Source organism: Clostridium sp. UBA7339 (assembly GCF_002470865.1).
In the GTDB taxonomy this organism is placed as follows: Bacteria; Bacillota; Clostridia; order Clostridiales; family Clostridiaceae; genus Clostridium_J; species Clostridium_J sulfidigenes.
Map to the genome: position 1 here is coordinate 80,580 of NZ_DKPI01000012.1, position 21,743 is coordinate 102,322.

Sequence of the window (21,743 nt, forward strand, 5' to 3'; positions counted from 1 at the left end):
ATGTATATGAGTAAAATATTAGAGCTTAGAGAAAAAAGAGCAAAATTATGGGATAGCACAAAGTCTTTTCTAGATAGTAAAAGAAATGACAATGGATTATTATCAGCAGAGGATACTGAGACTTATGAGAAGATGGAAGCTGATGTTGTAAACTTAGGAAAGGAAATAGACAGACTTGAAAGGCAAGCAGCTTTAGATTTAGAGCTATCAAGGGCAACTTCTAATGCAATTAGAAATAACCCTAATGCTAATATTCATGAAGAAAAGACAGGAAGAGCATCAAATGAATATGTGAAAGCCTTTTGGAATGCTATGAGAAATAAGAATGGCTTTGAGATTAATAATGCTTTGCAGGTTGGTACTGATAGTGAAGGTGGATTCCTTGCACCAGATGAGTTTGAAAAGATATTAATTGAAAGCTTAGAAGAACAAAATATATTTAGACAACTTGCTAATATAATTACTACATCTTCTGGAGATAAGAAGATACCTGTAGTTGCTGGAAAAGGAACAGCATCTTGGGTTGACGAAGAGGGTATTATAACAGAATCAGATGATTCATTTGGACAAGTGTCTATAGGAGCATATAAACTTGCCACTATGATTAAGGTTTCTGAGGAACTTCTTAATGATAGTGTTTTTAATTTGGAGAGTTATATAGCAAAAGAATTTGCAAGACGTATTGGTGCAAAGGAAGAAGAGGCTTTCTTTATTGGTGACGGAACAGGAAAACCTACTGGTGTTTTTAACGCTACTGGAGGAGCACAACTTGGAGTTACTACTGCAAGTGCAACAGCTATAACCCTAGATGAGATTATGGACTTGTTCTATAGCTTAAAATCTACTTATAGAAAAAATTCTGTGTTTGTAATGAATGATGCAACAGTAAAGGCAATAAGAAAACTTAAGGATGGAAATGGTCAATATATATGGCAACCATCTATCACAGCTGGAACTCCTGATACTATTTTAAATAGACCAGTAAAGACTTCTGCATATGTTCCTACTATTGCATCAGCAGCGAAGAGTATTGCCTTTGGTGATTTCTCATACTATTGGGTTGCAGATCGTCAAGGTAGGGCTTTTAAGAGATTGAATGAATTATACGCAGCAACAGGTCAAGTTGGATTTATGGCAACTCAAAGAGTAGATGGAAAGCTAATACTTCCTGAAGCAATTAAAGTATTACAACACAAAGTATAGAAAAAATATTGGAGGTGAGTGTATGGTTCTAACGCTTGAAGAAGTTAAGTTATATTTAAGGGTAGATGGTGATGAGGAAAATACACTCATCACTAAATTTATTTTGACGTCACAGGAATTATGTGAAGAAATACTTAGGTTTGAGCTTGCAGAATATGAAGTTGTTCCTGAACTCGTACGACAAGCAATATTATATGCAGTAGTAAATATGTATGAGCAACGTGAAACCTTTGATGTAAAATCAGTTATAGAAACAATTACAAGACTTTTATTTTCTTACAGAAGAGAAAGTTGGTGATACTGTGGAAATAGGAGACTTAAGACATAGAATTACTTTTCAAAAGTTAATCACAGCAGTTAATGAAAATGGGTTTGAAGTTGAGACTTATCAGAATTATAAAACAGTATGGTCAGCAGTTTCTAATTTATCAGGCAGGGAATATTATCAAGCTGCAGCAATAAAAGGTGAGAAAACTGTTAAGTTTTTAATAAGGTATATGGAAGGTATAGATGAATCTATGAGAATTTTATTTAGGGATAAGCAGTATAACATATCCTTCATAGATAATATGAAATATATAAATAAGTACATTGAAATAAAAGCTGTGGAGGTGGAGGAGGATGGCTAAATTTGAACTTGAGGGTATGGAAGAACTTATTGATAAAGTTAATAAATTAGGAGAAAAAGGTGAAGTTATTAAAAAGAAAGCATTGGATAAAGCAGGAGAACTTGTAAAGTCAACCATGGAAACACGAGCACCAAAATCTGAAGAAACTAAAAGGCACATGGCTGAAAATATACAAGTGTCAGAAATACAAAATGATAATGGTGTGGATTTTATTAAAGTTGGACCTAATAAAGGTGATAACTCAGAGTTCTTTTACAGTAAGTTTACTGAATGGGGTACAAGTAAAATACCAGCACAGCACTGGGCAGAGAAATCAGTCCTTGAAAACAAAAGAGAAATAAATGACACTATTAAGGAAGAATTACAAAGAGGTATTGAGGAATGATAAGTAAAATATTATTAGATGCATTAACGCCACTTAAGATTCCAGTATCCTTTCAAAGGTATAGTGGCAAAGCTAAAACCTATATAACTTTTCATGAATATTTAGTTTCAGGAGAAGAATATGAGGATGATGAGGAAAGCTTAACAGCACACTATATTCAGGTAGATATTTGGTCAAAGGATGATTATACAGCTATAGTTAAAAATGTAAAAGAACTTTTGCTTAAGGTAGGATTTAAAAGATTAAATGAAATAGACCTTTATGAAGAAGATACTAGAATCTATCATAAAGGTCTTAAATTTTATTATTTAGAAGAACGGGAGAGTGATATAAATGGCTAGACAAGTAGGTCTTAAAGATATTCATATTGCAATACTAAAAACAGATGATGCTACAGCAACAACCTATGATCCACCACTAAAACTTGAAAGAGCAATAAGTGCAAAGCTTTCACCAAAATCAAATTCAGATAATATATACTCTGATGACGCAGTGGAAGATATTATCACTGCATTTGAGGGTATAGATGTTGAAATAGAAGTAAACCAATTATCACTTACAAGTAGAGCAAAGCTTCAAGGTTCAAAAGTGGTGAAGGGTGTACTTATAGAAAATAAGGACGACATACCACCAACTTTAGCTTTGGGATTTAAATCAAAGAAAAATAGTGGAAAATATAGATTTGTGTGGCTCCTGAAAGGTAAGTTTGAACTTGCCACAGATGAGTATGATACTGAAGCAGAAAAACCAAAGGCTCAAAGTGCAAAACTTAAAGGTAAATTCTATTCTAGAGATTTTGATGGTAATTATAGATTTATCTGTGATGAGGATATTGAAGGAGTAGATGCAACAATTATTAGCTCTTGGTTTACTGCTGTGCCTAGTGAGCCATTATCAAATATGTAAAATAGTAATTACCACAATTTCGAATAAATATAGAATATTATGCTATATTTTGATATAATTTTACCTAATATAAGTTATTTATAAAATAAAGGGAAAAGGTGAAAATTATGGGGATACGAATTGATAATAGTTCTTTATTTAAACAAACTTTATTAAATGGAATTAATTTATTTACTGGTGCTGGTTTCTCTGTTTTATCAGATAAAAATATAAGAAAACTTCCAACTGCAGAAGAACTATGCATTGAAATTTGTAAAAAATTTAAAATTTCGGAGAAATATGTTGGTAATTTAGAAACCTTGTCGTCACTTGTTGAGGCTCGAGCAGCACAGCAGTATCAAAATTTTTTAAGAGAAAGATTTACTGTAACTAATTATAATAGTAAATATGATTTGCTAAATAGAATTAACTTAAAATCATATATTACTACAAATATAGATAACATAATACATTGTGTTATGGATAATAGTAAAAGATATTATTTAAATAGTGTTATGTATTATGGTGCATCTAAAAGAAATCCATCACAGTTAGAATATATTCCATTACATGGTGAGGTTAAAAATATAAATTCAAAATTATATTTTGGAAAATTTGATTTAGCCATGGTTGAATTAAATAATAGAGATTTATTTGAGATTATGTTTGCTAAACTGAAAGAAACACCAACTTTATTTTGGGGTTATGGGTTTCATGACAGCGGTGTAGTAAAAGTTATAAGTCGAATAATAAAAGAAAAAAAGCAAGATATTTGGATTCAGTGTATGGATGGCGATGATAATATAGAATTATTTAAAGAATTAGGATGCAACATAATTATAGGAGATACAGATGAACTTTTTGATTGGATTAAAAAGGAATTAGAAGAAGATATTAAGGTAGATTATGAATATTCTATAGAAGCAGAACTTAAAAAACAATATGGTATACCAACTATAAATAAAGTAGAATCAGTTCCAGTTAGTGAGTTTTATATTAATTCAAAAACACATTGGTACAATATAATTTCAGATCAAGCATTTGAAACTAAATGGATAAGTAATATTTATAATGAGTGTATAGAAAACAAAAATGTAATAGTAGTTGGAATGCAGTTTTCTGGTAAAACAACTACTTCAATGCAATTAGCCTTAAAAGTAGCTTCAAAAGTAAAATTATATGTTACTGATTTAACACCAGAAAAATCACAAAATATAATTAATAGATTAAGAGGCAAACAAGCTGTAATTTTTGTAGATAATTGTGCAGAAGATATGATTGCTTTTGCTTTATTAGGGAAGTGTGCCAATATTAGGATAATAGGTTTCACGGAGGAACATTCTTTTGAATCTGCTAAGCATTTATTAGAAGAAGTAGATTATAAAAGAATTGATTTGGATGAAATAACAGTAAGTGATGCTCAAAGTATATATGAAAAAATACCTGCTTCAATAAGAAATGAAAAGTTTTTATATAAAAAGTCAGAAGAAGAAAAGTTTTCTATGCTTGAGATGATGTCTTTAAATGTTAAAAATATAATTACAGAGGAAAAAATAAAATCTATATTATTAAATATAAATACTAAATTTAAAGAAGGATTTAATATAGTTGCGCTAACATCTTATTTAACGGTTAATAAATCCGTACTTTCAACAGATATCCTTATATCATATCTAGGTGTAAGCGATTATAACCAAATACGAGAGATAATATCAAGAATAAATAATTCTTTATCGACAGTTGATATAGAACTTGAGAATGATGAAAATGATCAAGATTATTATAGTTTAAGATCGAGCCTTTTTGCATATTACGTAAATAAAATACTAATTAAAGATTTTAGGAATGAGTATGGTAACATAATAAAAGATTTTATTTTTAAAGTACCTCCATTTAAGATATACAAGAATTATGTTTTTAAAAGAACTGCGTATGATGCGGAATTATTTTATAAACTTTATGGTAATAGTGCAAATGATATTTATAAAAGAATATATTCTTATGATGATAGTGCATATACACTTCAACAATGGGCATTGTATAGATCTAAAATGAAAAACTTTAAAGAAGCATTTGCAGATATTGATAAGGCAATGAATCTTCAAAAGAATAACTTTAGTATTAAAAATACAAGAGCAATCATTCTATTTGAAGCAAATAAAGATTTAAAAACTGGTATTGCTATTAATGGAATGTGTGAAGCTATGGAAATACTTGAAGATTGTTATAAAAGTGATAAGCGTAAAATTTATCATGCACAAAAATATGCAGAATTTGCAATACATTTATATGAGAATTTTAAAAGATATGACTATATAAATCAAGCTTTAAAATGGATTGATGACATTATGAAGTCAGGAGATTCAAAAACTGATAAGACAAGAAAATTAAAGAATTCTTTATTACAATATAAAAAGAATACAGATGATAAAGAAGCTATATAGATACTTAAGCAGGGATTAAAACTCCCTGTTTTTTTACACTTAAAATTTAAAAAGGAGTTGAAATTATGAAAGCATCAGAACTTAAAAATAAAGGAATAAAGTTTAAACTCAGTGATAAAGAATATGAACTCAAATTTGATATGAATACCTTCTGTGAGTTAGAAGAGATTTATGGTGATATTAACAAAGCATTTGAGGATTTAGAAAATAGAAAGATTAAAGCCATAAGAGCACTTATTTATTCAGCAATTAAGGCTGAGGATGAAGGTGTTACTCTTAAAGATGTAGGTAGAATGCTTACTTTAAGTGATATGGAGAGATTAGGCACTGCTATTAATGAAGCATTGGTGATAGCAATGCCTGAAGTAACTGAAAATATGGGGGAATAGAAAGCCACACCAATCAAGAAGGCTGGGATTGGGAGTGGCTTTTCTATTTGGGAACAAACCTATTGAAAATGACAGAAGAGCAGTTTTGGAGAAGTACACCTAAGAAATTGCAGGCACTTTTCAATGTATATAAAAGGGCAAATGGAATTGAAGAAGAAGAGGAGCTTGATTATATAGATAATATTATTTTCTAGAGGAGGTGAGTGTAATGGCAGCAAATTCAAGTACTGTTATAGCTAGAATAGGTCTTGATGATAGAGGATTTCAAGATGGTGTTGCAAAGATCCAAAGAGGTTTAAAGTTAGTTCAAAGTGAATTTGCTGTGGCTAGTTCTAAGCTTGGTGACTTTGGTAAGTCAACTGAAGGGTTAAAACTTAAATCAGATACCTTAAATAAGCAAATTGAAATACAAAAGGATAAAGTTTCTGCTTTAAATAAAAGTTATCAGGAAAGTGTAGAAAAAAAGGGTGCTGATGCAAAGGCAACTGAAAATCTTAAGATAAAGCTTAATTATGCAATAGCTGAACTTAATAAGATGGAAAATGAACTGAAAAGCACCACAAAGGAATTTAAAGAAAAAAGTTCTGCTTGGTATAAGCTTTCTGAAAGTATGGATAAAGCAGGAGAAAAAATGAAAGCCGTGGGAGATAAAATGTCTTCAGCGGGCAAGAAACTTACTACAGCGGTTTCACTTCCTCTTGTAGGAATAGGAACAGCTGCAACTAAAATGGCTATGGATGCAGAAGAGTCAGAAAACTTATTTGAAGTGGCCATGGGGACAATGGCTGGTGATGCTAGAAATTGGTCAGAGGAAACTTCAAAGGCTTTAGGACTCAATGCTTTTAATGTAAGAAAGAATGTAGCAACTTATAATTCTATGCTTACATCTATGGGACTTGCATCAGAAGAATCTTTAAAAATGTCAGAAGGACTAACTCAACTTTCTTATGATATGGCATCTTTTTATAACCTTAAACCTGAAGAGGCATTTGAAAAATTAAAGTCAGGTATTTCTGGTGAAGCAGAGCCACTTAAGGCTTTAGGTATTTTAGTTAATGATAATACCATTAAGACTTATGCCTATTCTAATGGAATTGCAAAGCAGGGAGAACAGCTAACAGAAGCACAAAAGGTTCAGGCTAGGTACGGAGCAATTTTAGATGCTACAAAAAATGCACAGGGAGACCTGGCAAGAACCATGGATAGTCCTACTAATAAGATAAGAGCTATGAAAGAGCAAGCTCAGCAGATAGGAATTCAGTTTGGACAAATACTAATACCTATTCTTGAAAAACTTATAGCGGTTATAAAACCTTTGATGGATAAATTTCAAGGGCTATCAAAAGAGCAACAAGAACAGATTGTAAAGATTGGTTTAATTGTAGCTGCTGTAGGCCCTATAATTTTAATAATAGGTAAAGTAGTTACAATTATAGGAACTCTATTTTCAATAGTAAGCACTGTATCAGGAGCAATTGCAGCAGCTGGAGGTGCATCAGCGGCCTTTGGAGCAGTACTTGGTGCATTAACTGGACCCGTTGCTATTGTAATAGGAGTAATAACAGGATTAATTACAGTGGGAGTACTTTTATATAAAAACTGGGATGCTATAAAAGAATTTATGGTAAAGATGTGGGAGCAGGTAAAAGTGAGTACATCTAATGCAGTAGTAGCCATCAAGACTGTTATAAGTTCTACATTTAACGCTATAAAGTCAGTAGTGTTAGCTATAACCAATGGAATATCTAATGCTATTAAAACTTCATGGAATGCAATAAAGACAATAACATCTACTGTATGGAATGGTATTAAAAATATAATAGTAGGTATTTTAAATGGTATAAAAGGAACTGTTCATGGTATTGTAAATATTATAAGTAGTATTATCTCAGGAGTTTGGAATGGAATTAAAACAGTTACAGTAGCAGTATGGGGAGGCATAAAAACAGCTATTACAACTCCAATTAATCTTGCAAGAGATGCTGTTAAAAATGCTGTAAATGCTATCGTTGGATTTTTTAGGAATATAAGACTTCCAGAGATAAGAATACCTAAGATTAAATTACCTCACTTTAGATTAAATGGAGAGTTTAATTTATTACCTCCTAGAGTACCAAGTTTATCTGTAGAATGGTATGCAAAGGGTGGTATTTTTAATAAACCAAGTGTTATAGGAGTAGGAGAAGCTGGAACGGAAGCAGTATTACCAATAGATAGATTAGATGATATTTTAGCAAAGGCATTAGAGAAGATAAAGGTAAAAGGGAATGGCAATGATAATGGATTGACACTTCATATAGAGAATTTTATAAACAACACAGATAAGGATATTGAACAAATTGCCTATGAACTTGAGTTTTATAGACAAAGAGTTGTGATGGGAAAGGGAGGTAATTAGCATGTTAAGTTTTAGCTTTGGTAATAAAGATAGCTATAAAGATTATGGTATTTTAATTGCTAAAAGACCTACAATTCCTTCACCAAAACGCAGAGTATCCTATGTTTCTATTCCTGGGAGAGATTCAAATATAAAGTTTGATGAAGAAACCTATGAGGATATAACCATTTTAGTGGAATGTACTTTAAAATCAAGAGAAGATTTAGCAGATAAAATAGATGAAATAAAGGGTTGGCTTTTTAATAGTGGTGAAGCAAATCTCATATTTAATTTTCAATCAAATAAAAAGTATATAGCACAAGTTGTAAATGCCATAGATTTTAAATCGGTCTATAGAGCTATAGGAGTTTTTCCTATAGTGTTTAATTGCAAGTCATTTAAATATGAAGTTAGTAATCAGGTTATAGAGGTAAATAAAACTGAAAGTATTATAAATAATATTGGAACTTTAGACAGTAGTCCTATCATAACTGTTTATGGAAGTGGAAATATTGAGCTATTAATAAATGATGCACTTATAAAATTAAAAGGAATTAATAATAGCATAATCATAAATAGTGATATAGAGGATTGTTATAATGAAGCTTTAGAAAATTTAAACTATAAAATGGAAGGAGATTTTCCAAAGCTAAAAATAGGAGAGAATAAGATAAGCTGGGTAGGAAGTGTTAGCAAAATAGATATTTTACCTAATTGGCGGTGGCTATAGTGATTTATATTTATGATAAGAAAACTAAAAAAGGTGAATTTAAAAATAATGGACTTGGTAAATTAAATGAAGCTATTAAAGCAGAAATTACCCAGGAATTAAATGGTGAATACAGCTTATATTTAGAGTATCCAGTTAAATCTAAAAAGGCATTGTACCTAGAACACTTCAATATTATAAAGGCCAACAATCAACTATTTAGAATATATAAGGTAGAGAAAAAGCAAGATAATAATAAAATAATTATGGTTTGGGCTAAGCACATTTTTTATGACTTGGCTTTTTATTTTATAGAGGATGAAAGAGCAGTACAGTGTAGTATAAAAACTGCCATGGAGAAAGCTTTAGTTTATGAACTAGCATCAACATATATAGTAGATAGTGATATCTTGATAAATAATACCTTATATATGGTAGAACTAAATCCCGTAGAAGCAATATTTAAAATCATTGAAAGATGGGGAACCGGTGAACTATATAGGGATAATTATAATATTAAAATACTAAAGCAAATTGGAAAAGAAACAGGTATGTTAATTAAGTATGGAAAAAATATTAGAGGTATTAAGGTTACCAGTGATACCACCGACTTAGCTACTAAGATTTATCCTAAAGGCTTCAATGGTATAACACTAGCTGAAAAATATATAACTATACCTAATTTTGATAGTTTAAAGTATCCACCTTTTCATATTATAAAGGCTGTGGAATTTAAGGATGCAGCTGATGAACCTACCTTAAGGATAATGGCAAAGGAGTATGCAAAGACTAAGGGATTTGCTAACGTGAACATAGAAGTAGACTTTATAGAGATTAGTAAATCAAAGGAATATGAAGATTTTAAAAGTCTTCAACAGGTTAATCTAGGGGATTGTGTTTTAGTAAAGTATGAAGAGTTTGATATAGATGTAATGGTAGAAGTAATTAAAATAAAACAGGATCTATTAAGTGGATGGAATACAAAAGTTGAGCTTGGTCAGCCTAAGTCTAAAGGTCAAAGTGATTTTACAGCAATGATTAGTACAGTAAGAGATGAACTAGGAAACAAGGTAGCACAGGCACTAACTAGTATGCTCTATTATGCTAACTCACAGGAGGTTATAGTTTCAACTACTGAGGTTCAACCAATATACCTAGGCATTACTGCAGTATCAAGTACAAATTTAAGTGTTAACTTATCTATAAGCTGTAATGTAAGTACAGCTAGCACCTTAACTATAAAGATACTTTTAGATAATTTAGAGATACCCTTTAAACCAAAACAGAAATTGCAACAGGGTGATAATGTTATAGGAATACCACTAGGGATACCACAGGTTGGACCAGGAAATCACTATATAGGAATAAGTCTAAAAACTGATAGTGGAACAGTGACAGTACCAATATATAATCTTCAATGTATGATTGATGGAAGAAATCTTCAAGGGGGTATGAGCGCAGAACCACCACATGCAGAAGTAGTTGAAAATATTAATATAATTAATCCTTCACAGATATTAGAAGAATATCAAACAGGTATAACTATTAATGAAGTTATAAGAGCAAGTGCAGTACAAGAAGTTAAGGTTACTGATAGTAGTATAGTAAATGTTGATAGTAGTGTCACAATAGAATTTGTCTAAAGTAAAGGAGTGTTGTTAATAAATATTAGGAGAGGAGCGGTGCTATGTATAGAGAAACTATATCTTTTAATGAAGATTTAGTAAATAATAATGTGACTACATTAAATAAGATAAAACCTATCTCTAATATGAGGGGAAGAGCTACAGTTGAACTTTTTGATTCAAAGACAGGAAGTAAGGTTTATCATGCAGAAACTGAAAACTTAATTAATGATTCAGTGGTAAAACTTATGTTTCTTGAATCTTTTTATAGAAGACTGATAGTTGGAGGAAATGTTCAAAGTGGTTATATTGATTTTCCTTTTAGAAGAATATATTTAACTGATTATGATGGCATAGAGAATGCTAGTGAAAAATATATGAAAGGGAATACCATAGGATGGTGTGATAAAAATGAAGCTTATTCGGGAACTAATACATTGCAAGGTACAATAAACTTATCTGAAAGTTATTATAAGCCAGAAGAAGATGGAAAAATAAAAATACATTTTGTATTTGATTTTCCTACTCATTCAGGAAATGGGACCTTTCAAACGATTTATTGGTATCAAGGAGATGGAAGGGAAACATTATATGCGCCTAATATAAATACTGCAGGTGGTAGTTCTACTATAGACAGTAAAAATACTACTATATGTAGCTTGAAATCAATAAGTTATTATTGTTCAGACTATGATAATATTGGATATGGTTTATACTCCACTACAATTTCATCTGTTACCTATAGAACCTTTAAAAGTTTCTTTCTAGATAGCTGTGGAAATAATCAAGATAACGATAACTATTTTTATAAAGCTGATGGTTCAAAGTTAACTACTAATGATTTTAGTATAAATGGAATATCTGCTGATTCTAATTATCTGTATTTATACTACAATAAAAATAGTAATATAGATATTTATAACTTTCAAAAGGACGGTACATGGGTAGGGAATACAAGTAAAAGTGCAAGTAGTTATAAAGATGCAACCGGGAAAATACCTACTATACAATCCTTTGAAGTAGTAGATGGAGTACCGTATATGACAGTATATTATTCTATAAATGGGGTTAATGTAAATCATCTTCTGAAGCTAAATAGTAGCTATAGCATAGAAACAGACTATATTATAGATACACCTAGTTATGCAGATAGTAGTTGGAATATAAGTATAGCAGGAAAAACAAAAGAATATTGGGTATTTAGTGATGCTAGTGGATTACTACACCTATATGATAACTCACTTAAACCTATATTTAATGGAATATCTGCAAGTAAGGCTATGACTTCAGTAAGTAGTAGAAAGTATTTCTTTAGCAAGAATCATAATTATGGATATTGTTTTGGAGTGTGGAGTGGATCAAGCTATTATTACTATGCATTTGGACCATCTCTTATAGGAGCGCAAACACTACTAGCAGCTCCGGTGACTAAAACACCAACTAACACCATGAAGATACAATACGATTTTATAATTGACAATATTCTAGACGGTATATTTTAGACTTCAATACAAAAAAATATATATAGAGGGGATGTATTTATGAAAGACATATTAAGTGTGTTTCAAGCTATCTTTGCAGCCATTGGAGCTTTTCTAGGAGGAATCTTAGGAGGTTTAGATGGCTTTCTTTATGCCTTAATTATATTTGTCATAATTGATTATGTCACAGGTGTAATGCGTGCAATATTAGAAAAAAAGTTATCTAGCAGCTTAGGTTTTAAGGGGATTTTTAAAAAGGTTCTTATTTTTGTATTAGTAGGTATATCACATATTGTAGACACTAAGATTTTAGGCAGTGGTAGTGCAATTCGCACCGCTGTTATTTTTTTCTACACTTCTAATGAAGGGATAAGTATTTTAGAAAACTCAGCAAAGATAGGACTACCAATACCAGAAAAATTAAAGCTTGTACTAAAACAATTAAATAAGGAGAGTGAAAATAATGGCTAGATTATGTTTTGATTATGGACATGGGGGACGAGATCCAGGAGCTTGCTATAAAGCAAGAAAAGAATCTAGTGATGTATTAAGCATTGGTAGAGAAGTAGCAGAAGAGATTAGAAGACATAGAGTTATTGTAGATGAGACGAGAATTTCTGATACTACAGTAAGTCTAAATGATAGAAGTAACTTTGAAAATAGAAACACTTATGATTACTTTATATCTTTTCATAGAAATGCCTGTAGTCCTGAGAAAGCAACTGGTGTTGAAACCCTTATTTATTTGAATCCAGGTGAAGCAGCAAAAGTAATGGCAGATAAAATTCAAAATTCAATGGTAGGCTTAGGATTTAAAAATAGAGGAGTTAAAAGAAAAAATCTCCATGTTCTTAGGGAAACAAAGGCTCCAGCAATATTAATTGAACTAGGCTTTATCGATAACACTATGGATAATAATTTGTTTGACAAAAAGAGAAATGAAATAATAAAAGCCTTAGTAAAAGCTATTCTTTCACAATTAGGCATTAATTATATAGAACCTTCACTGCCAACGCAACCAGGAAGTGTACAAACATTATATAGAGTTATGGCAGGTTCTTATATGCATAGAGAAAATGCTGAAAATCAAGTTAAGAAATTAATAGCGGCAGGCTTTGATGCTACAATTATGATATTTAACAAATAGCCATTGCTTAAAAATATTAAGTAGTGGTTTTAACTTTCATATAGGTTGACTTCTATTAACTTAAGAGTGATATATGTTAGTACCAATTTGATAGAAAGGAGTAATTAGAGTGCGTGTAAGAATTATTGAGCCTATATTAAAAGTGCAGCAGAAAAAGAAAAGAGTATGCGCTTATGCAAGAGTTTCTACTATTCATGATAAGCAAGGAGAATCTTTAGAAAATCAAGTACAGTATTATGAAAATATTATGTCTAGTAACCCAGAATATGAATATGTTGGAGTTTTTAAAGATAGAGGAATAACAGGGTTTACAGATAATAGACCAGAGTTTCAAAGAATGCTTCATCTATGTAGAGAAGGGAAAATTGATATAATAATTACAAAGTCTATATCTAGATTTGCAAGAAATACAGCCGTTGTTTTATACACTGTAAGAGAATTAAAAAATTTAGGTATAGAAGTTAGATTTGAAAAAGAAAATATAAATACCCTATCAGGGGACGGTGAGTTAATGCTTGCCGTCCTTTCTTCTTTTGCACAGGAAGAAAGCAGAAATGTAAGTGAAAACTTAAAATGGAGAGCTAGAAAGCAGTTTCAACAAGGTGAGTTAATGATTAATACTACAAGGTTCTTAGGGTATGACAAAAATGAATATGGAGAGTTGGTTATAAATATTGAAGAAGCAGAATTAGTAAATAGAATTTTTAATGATTACATTAGTGGAAAAAGTTCATCTAAAATAGCTAAGGAGTTAAATAAAGAAAACATTCCTACTGTAGGAAATAAGACTTGGCACAATAGTACAATTATAGGAATTTTAAAAAATGAGAAATACAAAGGAGATGCTATACTTCAAAAATACTATACACCAGAACATTTAAAGAAAACTTCAATTAGAAACAATGGAGTCATAGATAGTTACTATATAAAAGAAAATCATTCACCTATTATTTCAAGAGAAATGTGGGAACAGGTACAAGAGGAAATTAAGAGAAGAGGAAAAACAAAAGGAAACGTTTTAGGAGAGTCAGATAAGTACACTAAAAGGTATCCATTAACAGGAATGCTTTACTGCAGTAAATGTGGATCTACTTTAAGGAGAAGAACTTGGAACAGTAAAAACTCAAGTAAAAAGATAGTATGGCAATGTAGTAATTATATTAAAAACGGAAAAGATGCCTGCATAGGAACATCAATTGATGATGCTGTTATAAGTAGGCTTAATATAAAGAAAGCAACTATTGTAAAGGAGGAAATTAAGGATGGCAAGAAGTGTTACAGTTATACCAGCGAAAAAGGTTCAGGGGAATTCAGTTCAAAGGCAATCACAAACAAAAAAGAGAATGGCCGCCTATTGCAGAGTTTCAACAGACCAATTGGAGCAACTGTCTAGTTATGAAGCTCAGGTTAATTACTATAAAAACTATATAAATAGTCATTCAGAGTATGTTTTTGCAGGAATATATGCAGATGAAGGTATAAGTGGTACAAACACTAAGAAAAGGGAACAGTTTAATAAAATGATAGAGGATTGCAAAGTAGGAAAGATAGATATTATCATAACTAAATCTATATCAAGGTTTGCAAGGAATACCTTAGATTGCCTAAATTATGTAAGAATGCTTAAAGAGCTTGGCATTGAGATTATATTTGAAAAGGAGAATATAAGAACTTTAGATTCTAAAGGTGAGGTTCTTTTAACAATATTAAGTTCACTAGCTCAAGATGAAAGTAGAAGTATATCAGAAAACTCAACTTGGGGAATAAGAAGAAGATATGAGCAAGGGAAGGTTTCAGTTAACTTTACTAAGTTTCTAGGTTATGAAAAAGGAAAGGATGGAAACTTAGTTATAAATGAACAACAGGCTAAAATTGTAAGAAGAATCTATAGAGAATATCTTAATGGAAAAAGTGCTAATAGAATAGCAAGGGAACTTGAAAGAGATGGTATTTGTGGGTGGAATGGTAAGGCTAAGTGGTATGAAACTACAATAACTAAAATGCTACAAAATGAAAAGCATAAAGGGGAAGCACTTCTTCAAAAGAGTTATACTGTAGACTTTTTAACTAAGAAGAAAGCTATAAATAAAGGAGAAGTTCCACAATATTATGTTGAAGGCAGTCATCCAGCTATAATAGATAAGGATACATGGGAAGCTGCACAAATTGAAAGACAAAGAAGAAAAGAGTATGCAGCAAAGCATGGACTTCAGAAGATTGATTATGGTATTAGAGGTAATCCTTTAGCAGGAAAAATAATATGTGGTGAATGCGGTAAATACATGGGGAGAAGAACAAGGATATATAAAGGGAAAAAACTAGTATGGATATGTGCAAACAGATATGAAGAAAAAGGTGTTAGAGGGTGCAATAGCAAGCATGTTAATGATGAGGAGTTAAATGAAGTATTTACAATAGCCTTTAATGAAATAATAGAAAATAAAGATTATTATACTTCATTATGGAAGGAGAAAGCTAAGAGTGAAAATATTTTAATAGCATATAAAGCGAAGCAATTCATAAAGGAAATTAAAGAGCATAATGAGACAATAGAATATTATGGTGTTGATTTGTTTTACAAATGGGTAGCAAATATAAAAGTAAAGAATCCTAAAGAATTTATAGTAACTTTATTAGAAGGTACAAATATAAAAGTATTGATTGATTAATATAAATTACTGGTTTTGGTGAACTTCATCAAGACCAGTTTTTTATTATAAAATAGAGAAAATATAAAAATGGGTATAATTATACAATAAGTAGAAGTATAAATATTTAAAAGATAATAGTTGAAAGGGGTATAATTAATGCTTAGTTTAATAGAGTACATAACAAAAAGAAAAAATGGGGATAAAATTGATGAGTTTGATTTTAAAAAGCACTCAGAGAATATGGCAAGTGTTATAAAGTATGTAACTGATTATTTTAATAATTACTTAAATTTAGAGGATTATGACTATGAACAGATGAAAATTCAAGAAACAATAAATAAATTTAAGGGTAAGGTAATGAAAACATTTCCTCAAACAGGAGAGTACATTATTTCATATTATTTGAATAATAAAAAGCGTTTAGATAAATATGTAGGAAAGGCTTTTGAGGAAGTAAAAGATAGTGAGTTGTTCTATGAAAAACAAGATTTTGAGATGATAGCAAAGTATGTTATCGAGAAAAAGCTTGATGTTTCTTTTGAACAAGAATTATTTAACACATTAGTAATACTAGCACAAGAATACAGGGAAGCTAATAAAGAAAGTCCAGCTACTTCCGAAATGAGAGAGCTTGATAATGAATTAGTAGCTTGGGTAAAGGAGGTTTTTAGAAATTATAATGTTAATCTATTAAGCTATGCAAGTGAAATTTCATTTCATTACTATGAAACATACATAGACACAGAATATGATCGTTCTACAGAAACATTTTACCGTATAAATAGGTATGATTATAGGTATCAGGAAAATCCATTTAATATTAATGATATATATTTAAGAAATGAACACAGGGAGTTTATTAAGGGACGTAAAGGTGAGCTTGAAATGTTAATTATGTACTTTTGGCTAAATGATGAAGTTAAAGACATGGATTATTGGCCAGAATATGTTCAGCTTTGTATTTCTACAAATAGAGTAAAATTAGCCAAAAGTAAACGTATTTTAATACCAGTTAAAACAATGAAATTAAACTATCCAGGAGAAATAGAAAGCTCATTTAAATATATAGAAACAAGTAATGGCATTATTAAGGAAAATCCAGGGAATAACTATATTTTAAGATTATCCTACGGAAAAAGAAATGATGAGATATGGAAGGATAAAGACCTTTTAAAGAGCACTATTGAAAATATGAAAAGTAGTTTTGGAGAATATGGGGCCCCTAGTTTAGTTGAATTTCAATCACCATTTAAAACAGTTCAATATGGAGAAGAAGCATTCTTTAGAAATTATCAAGTGTTAGAAAAAGAATTGCGAAGATTTACTGACACTAAAATAGCAATTATTAATGGCTGCTTTAAATCTAATAAAGGAAAAGAATATCTATTTTCAACTATTGAAGATATTGTTAGATTAAGAAATACTTGCAAGGAGTTAAAGCTAAAGTTAAAGTTAACTATAGATTTTACAGACTTTAATAAAAAAAATATATTAAAAGAAAATATGGTTGATACAATAAACTCTTTAGCCACTATGAGAAATTTTGTTATTGGAATACATCTGGATAGTATAGACAAGTGGGGTGGATATAGAAGAATCTATAATAATGATAATAGGTATGAGTATATCAGTGTTTATGATTATCCAACAGTATCTGCTTTTGTTCAAGGATTAGCTACTATTATACAGGATAGTGTGCCAAGGTATTTTATACCGGAAAAGGTTAAGGATTCTGAAACATTAGAAGAATTAATAGACTTATTATATCGTGGTGGATTTACTTTTAAGAAGGAGGAAAATCTATGATGGAAAGTAAACAGGTAGATATCTATAATAATGTAGAATTTGATACATTAATTAAAAATATCCACGTTGAAGCCAATGAAAATATTTTCGATAGATTAATTGAGGAGCATAGGCAAGAAATAGATAAGAGAAAGGAAACAGAAAAAAATAAGTATGTTGAAAATTTGCCTATGAGTTTAAGATGGAACATGAAAAATAAAGTTAAGTTAAATCCATTTTATCACAAAGTAGCTGTACTGGATATTAACACATCTGATACAAAAAGGATTAAGGCATATAAACTAATGAATACATTTATATCTTATCTTTCAAAGTTTGGTGGAAGACTTTATGTAGAAAAGTTCGAAAATAGTGATAATACTAGATTTGATTTATTGGGAAGTATATATAAATGCTGCTTGTATGAAAAACACGTTAAGTTAAGAGATAAGCTAATAACAGAAGAAAGAAAAATGAAACCATTATATAATTTACAGTATATTGGGAATTTGTGTTTTGAAATTTATGTAAAAAATAAAAAACAAGATAAAAATAATGAATGGGAGTTAATAGATATAATTGAAATTGAAAAATCAGAGAGTATAGAAGTAAAATTAAAATGTATATTTGCTAAATTAAGAGAAGATGCAATAACTAGAAAGGTTGTTATTGATGAAGAAACAGCTAAGCTATATACAGAGAGAGAAAAGAAATTTAAGGAATGGGAAGAAAAGGAGAAACAAGACGAACAAGCCAAAATTGAAAAAGCAAAATTACAAGAGAAACAGCAGCTACAAGAAATGATTAGAAATCAAATGATTAAATGGGAAAATATCAAAAAAATAATTGAATATATAAATGAGTTACGTTCTGAGTCAAAGATAGGAGAATCCGAAAAAATTATTATCTCAAAATATTGCGATTATGTTGAAGAGGTATATTGCAAGTCAGTCTTCTTTAAAGAAATAATTGAGTTTACGCAAAAGGTTAAAAACTAAAGGAGAGGTAGAGATGGATATTATTATAGAAAATACAAGTTTATTTGATACGGAGCTAAATAAAAAAATTGAAGCTGAGATTAATAAAAAAATAGAAAGATTTAATAAACATATAAAATATAGATTAAGCTTTAAATTTTTTGAAGGATTGATCTATGAGGAGGCAATGATTGATTCATATGAAATACCAGAAGAATATTTATCACCATATCAAAGAGGAAAAGAGATCAAGGGAAAGGACAAAATGTATGAATTATTATCATATAGATTAAAATCCGCTTCTAATATAGTTGAAAAGTTTGAGGTAAAGTTAGAAAGTTCAGATATAAAAGGTGTTCCTTTTATAGATAATAATAAAATTGTTTTATGCCTTGAAGAAAAAGAGGATATACAGGAAGAGAGTAAAAATAAAGGGAAAAGAGAAAGTAAGATTAAAGTTTCAGTAATTATGCCAAGTTTTTCAGGATTTATTAAAAATTTAGCTTCAGCATGTAAGGATATAGAAAATAGTATAGATATGCAACTTCAAGAGATATTTAATAGTAAAGTAGAATATGATAATTATAAAAAAATGGTTGGGATATGGGAATTGTATAATATTTTAAACGATTTTAAAAAAGAATATGGTGATATGTGGATGTATTCAAAAGAATACGAATCTGAGCTAAAGAAAAAATTTATAGATACAATAAAAATTAAAGCGGGAATTATTTCTGATAAAAGTGTAAAAGAAGAAGTTTTACAGCCACTGGAATTCAAAAGTGTTTTAATATATGAAATACCTGTTTATAAAAAGATAAAGAGCAATAAGAGTGTACATAAGTATGTTGGACGTATAAGGTTATTGACTAATGGAAGAATTATTAAAGTTAAATATGAAGCTAACAGTAAATCTTATTTAATTCCAGATGAGGCTTTTGAGGAGTGCTTTGTTAGTGTAACATCTAATGATAGTAATAATAAGCTTATAAAAATGATAGTAGATATTACTAATAAAGCTAATGAAAGCTGTAAAAACTATGGATATGAAATTGAGATAGATATAATAAAAAATGTAGTATCTTACATGAATATAAAAGGAATTTTGAAAAAGGCTAGAGAAGCTTAATATTCAGATATTAAATATACATAAAGTAATAGTTACAAAGGAAAGTGAAAGAACTTTAGAAGAAATACACAAAAACTATAGAATGTTAAGAATATAGTTTGAGTAATGAATGGTGTAATACAGAATAATTTAATTGAAAATGAAGAGAAGATTTTTGGATAAATTAATCTTTTTTGTAAGAGGGGGTACACCTTTACGCAAAACAACTAATAAGTAAAATATTTCTGGAGGCTTGTCTACACACATGTTGAAAGCGTTGTTAAGTTGACTAGATAAATAGCGAGTTTAAGCTAATTTGATGTGAATAAAAATATGATTTGCCACCGATTTGCCACCATAAGTTTTGTAATGGTGGCAAATTATTTTTGTATAATTATATTTTCAAGAATATTAACAGTATCTTTTTTCATTTTGTTGGTTACATGAGAATAGGTATCCATAGTTGTAGCAAGTTTTGAGTGACCTAATCTCTCTTGAATATCTTTTATATTGGCTCCAGCTTCTAAAAGCATAGTAGCATGAGTATGTCTAAGTGAGTGAAAATTAAAGTTTATACCTAATTCATAATTTATTACCTTAGACAAATACTTAAGGCTATCAGTTGTTATATGTTCACCATTTTCTTTAGTACATATAAAATTAGAATCTGCATAATACTTACCATACTTTAACTTATTTTCTTTTTGATATAAGCTGTGTTTCTTTAATATATTTATTAAAGTATCTTCTATAACAATGGTTCTGTTAGAACTTTTAGTTTTAGGTGTACCTAGTTCAAAAATACCTTTTCCTTTACTTATTAGAGTATGATTAACTTTAATTGTTTTATTATTTAAATCTATATCACTCCATTGTAAGGTTGCTGAAATAGATAATCATTTAGGTATAGCATGGAGTTGTTCTGTAAATGGTGAGTTTAGTGTAGATAAACGGTCATATTTAAATGGATTAGTTGATATTAGTGGCTTTACTAGTATTTATAATGGGATGAATGTATCTTAGGAAAGGCTTTTTTATTTTATCTGAATTAATTGATTTGATAAAAAGTATAAGGTAATATTTATATATATAAATAGAAATAATTATATAGTTCGGATAGCTAATAATAATTGGAAAGGTATGTATCATGGGGAAAAGAAATAAAAATAATATTAAAAATATAGGTAAAGATAGACATTTAAAAAAGAATAAATTGAAAAATAAAAATAAGAAAGTACAAGTAAGAAAAACAACTTTACGTGAAAAAGTTGCTAGAGGATTTGCAATAAGTTTTTTACTATTATTAATTTTAAACTTAATAGCACGTAAAGCATTGGACCATAGTAATATAATACCAATAGAGTTTTATTTTATTATTAATTATTTATTTTTTTTGTATGTTCTAGTTATTTCATTATGCATATTGTACTTCTTTATATTTAAGGAGAAGATCTTGAATATAAAGAATACAAAAAATATAAAGGAGTTATTAACTAATTGTGGAATAATACTTTTGTTTTTAGTATTAGTGATTGTAAATTTGAGATATCAAGTAATTCCTATGTCAATGGACCTTCCAAGATTAATTACAGGAAGATATGAAGAAACAAATGGAACTATTGAATCAGTCACTTATATAAATCGCCATAGTTTCCGTGGTGGGAGTAATAAAGTTCAGTATGTTTATGTAAAAGAAGAAAAAATAAGTGAAGAATTAAAAATTGAATTTGAGGATGGTTACAATAGGATACCTCAAACAATAAAAAAAGTGTATTACTTACCTCATACATTATGGGGGATAAGTGCTGAATAGAATGATTAATAACATACAGGAGATTAGATTAAATTCTAGTCTTTTTTATTTTGAAAAAAAGGAAGGTGTAATATGAATAAAATATTAAACTACATTAAATTAATGGTATTGCAATAAAAATTGATTATTTTGGAA

General features: G+C 29.6%; 21 protein-coding genes and 1 pseudogene. 21 read left to right on the plus strand and 1 reads right to left on the minus strand.

What is annotated here, in order from left to right:
- The first annotated feature begins 6 nt into the window (after nt 1-6).
- The 20 genes from B2S02_RS12185 to B2S02_RS12280 all read left to right on the plus strand — a co-directional run bounded on the left by B2S02_RS12185 (nt 7) and on the right by B2S02_RS12280 (nt 19,816).
- Nucleotides 7-1,203: a phage major capsid protein gene (locus B2S02_RS12185; RefSeq protein WP_346920790.1), complete on the plus strand. Its 1,197-nt coding sequence runs from the start codon at nt 7-9 to the stop codon at nt 1,201-1,203.
- A gap of 22 nt (nt 1,204-1,225) precedes the next feature.
- The gene (locus B2S02_RS12190; protein ID WP_346920791.1) at nt 1,226-1,501 is read left to right on the plus strand and encodes a head-tail connector protein; all 276 of its coding nucleotides are present in this window, start codon (nt 1,226-1,228) and stop codon (nt 1,499-1,501) included.
- Nucleotides 1,502-1,505: 4 nt separating this feature from the next.
- Nucleotides 1,506-1,832 carry a phage head closure protein gene (locus B2S02_RS12195; RefSeq protein WP_346920792.1) on the plus strand — a complete coding sequence of 109 codons (327 nt, stop codon included), beginning with the start codon at nt 1,506-1,508 and terminating at the stop codon, nt 1,830-1,832.
- On the plus strand, nt 1,825-2,217 hold the full coding sequence (locus B2S02_RS12200; RefSeq protein ID WP_346920793.1) for an HK97-gp10 family putative phage morphogenesis protein: 393 nt from the start codon (nt 1,825-1,827) through the stop codon (nt 2,215-2,217). The genes B2S02_RS12195 and B2S02_RS12200 overlap by 8 nt, the downstream gene beginning before the upstream one ends.
- A complete protein-coding gene (locus B2S02_RS12205; RefSeq protein WP_346920794.1) occupies nt 2,214-2,558 on the plus strand; it encodes a hypothetical protein in 345 nt (114 codons plus the stop codon). Before B2S02_RS12200 ends, B2S02_RS12205 begins: the two co-directional genes overlap by 4 nt.
- The gene (locus tag B2S02_RS12210; RefSeq protein WP_346920795.1) at nt 2,551-3,123 is read left to right on the plus strand and encodes a major tail protein; all 573 of its coding nucleotides are present in this window, start codon (nt 2,551-2,553) and stop codon (nt 3,121-3,123) included. Before B2S02_RS12205 ends, B2S02_RS12210 begins: the two co-directional genes overlap by 8 nt.
- Nucleotides 3,124-3,230: 107 nt before the next feature.
- The gene (locus B2S02_RS12215; RefSeq protein ID WP_346920796.1) at nt 3,231-5,546 is read left to right on the plus strand and encodes an SIR2 family protein; all 2,316 of its coding nucleotides are present in this window, start codon (nt 3,231-3,233) and stop codon (nt 5,544-5,546) included.
- A 65-nt stretch (nt 5,547-5,611) separates the two neighbouring features.
- Nucleotides 5,612-5,935, plus strand: a complete 324-nt coding sequence (locus B2S02_RS12220) for a hypothetical protein (RefSeq protein ID WP_346920797.1) — start codon at nt 5,612-5,614, stop codon at nt 5,933-5,935.
- 47 nt (nt 5,936-5,982) lie between these two features.
- Entirely contained in the window at nt 5,983-6,129 is a 147-nt protein-coding gene (locus tag B2S02_RS12225) for a hypothetical protein (RefSeq protein ID WP_414632892.1), read from the plus strand.
- Between the two features lie 14 nt (nt 6,130-6,143).
- Nucleotides 6,144-8,333: a phage tail tape measure protein gene (locus B2S02_RS12230; RefSeq protein ID WP_346920798.1), complete on the plus strand. Its 2,190-nt coding sequence runs from the start codon at nt 6,144-6,146 to the stop codon at nt 8,331-8,333.
- Nucleotide 8,334: 1 nt separating this feature from the next.
- The gene (locus B2S02_RS12235; protein WP_346920799.1) at nt 8,335-9,042 is read left to right on the plus strand and encodes a distal tail protein Dit; all 708 of its coding nucleotides are present in this window, start codon (nt 8,335-8,337) and stop codon (nt 9,040-9,042) included.
- Complete coding sequence (locus B2S02_RS12240; protein ID WP_346920800.1) at nt 9,042-10,664, plus strand: phage tail spike protein; 1,623 nt, start codon at nt 9,042-9,044, stop codon at nt 10,662-10,664. The genes B2S02_RS12235 and B2S02_RS12240 overlap by 1 nt, the downstream gene beginning before the upstream one ends.
- Before the next feature lie 44 nt (nt 10,665-10,708).
- Entirely contained in the window at nt 10,709-12,148 is a 1,440-nt protein-coding gene (locus B2S02_RS12245; RefSeq protein WP_346920801.1) for a hypothetical protein, read from the plus strand.
- Between the two features lie 39 nt (nt 12,149-12,187).
- The gene (locus tag B2S02_RS12250) at nt 12,188-12,598 is read left to right on the plus strand and encodes a phage holin family protein (RefSeq protein WP_346866672.1); all 411 of its coding nucleotides are present in this window, start codon (nt 12,188-12,190) and stop codon (nt 12,596-12,598) included.
- Nucleotides 12,591-13,274: an N-acetylmuramoyl-L-alanine amidase gene (locus tag B2S02_RS12255; RefSeq protein ID WP_346920802.1), complete on the plus strand. Its 684-nt coding sequence runs from the start codon at nt 12,591-12,593 to the stop codon at nt 13,272-13,274. The genes B2S02_RS12250 and B2S02_RS12255 overlap by 8 nt, the downstream gene beginning before the upstream one ends.
- A gap of 109 nt (nt 13,275-13,383) precedes the next feature.
- Entirely contained in the window at nt 13,384-14,667 is a 1,284-nt protein-coding gene (locus B2S02_RS12260; protein ID WP_346920803.1) for a recombinase family protein, read from the plus strand.
- Nucleotides 14,618-15,943 (plus strand): recombinase family protein, encoded by a 1,326-nt coding sequence (locus B2S02_RS12265; protein ID WP_346920923.1) that lies wholly within the window; start codon nt 14,618-14,620, stop codon nt 15,941-15,943. The genes B2S02_RS12260 and B2S02_RS12265 overlap by 50 nt, the downstream gene beginning before the upstream one ends.
- 138 nt (nt 15,944-16,081) lie before the next feature.
- Entirely contained in the window at nt 16,082-17,731 is a 1,650-nt protein-coding gene (locus B2S02_RS12270) for a hypothetical protein (RefSeq protein ID WP_346920804.1), read from the plus strand.
- The gene (locus tag B2S02_RS12275) at nt 17,728-18,708 is read left to right on the plus strand and encodes a hypothetical protein (protein ID WP_346920805.1); all 981 of its coding nucleotides are present in this window, start codon (nt 17,728-17,730) and stop codon (nt 18,706-18,708) included. Before B2S02_RS12270 ends, B2S02_RS12275 begins: the two co-directional genes overlap by 4 nt.
- 13 nt (nt 18,709-18,721) lie before the next feature.
- On the plus strand, nt 18,722-19,816 hold the full coding sequence (locus B2S02_RS12280; protein WP_346920806.1) for a hypothetical protein: 1,095 nt from the start codon (nt 18,722-18,724) through the stop codon (nt 19,814-19,816).
- Between the two features lie 359 nt (nt 19,817-20,175).
- Here the strand turns inward: B2S02_RS12280 and B2S02_RS12285 are convergent.
- Nucleotides 20,176-20,673 (minus strand): annotated as a pseudogene (locus B2S02_RS12285) (site-specific integrase); the annotation flags it as partial.
- A 575-nt stretch (nt 20,674-21,248) separates the two neighbouring features.
- Between B2S02_RS12285 and B2S02_RS12290 the strand changes: the two are divergent.
- The gene (locus B2S02_RS12290) at nt 21,249-21,608 is read left to right on the plus strand and encodes a hypothetical protein (protein WP_346920807.1); all 360 of its coding nucleotides are present in this window, start codon (nt 21,249-21,251) and stop codon (nt 21,606-21,608) included.
- Nucleotides 21,609-21,743 lie beyond the last annotated feature (135 nt).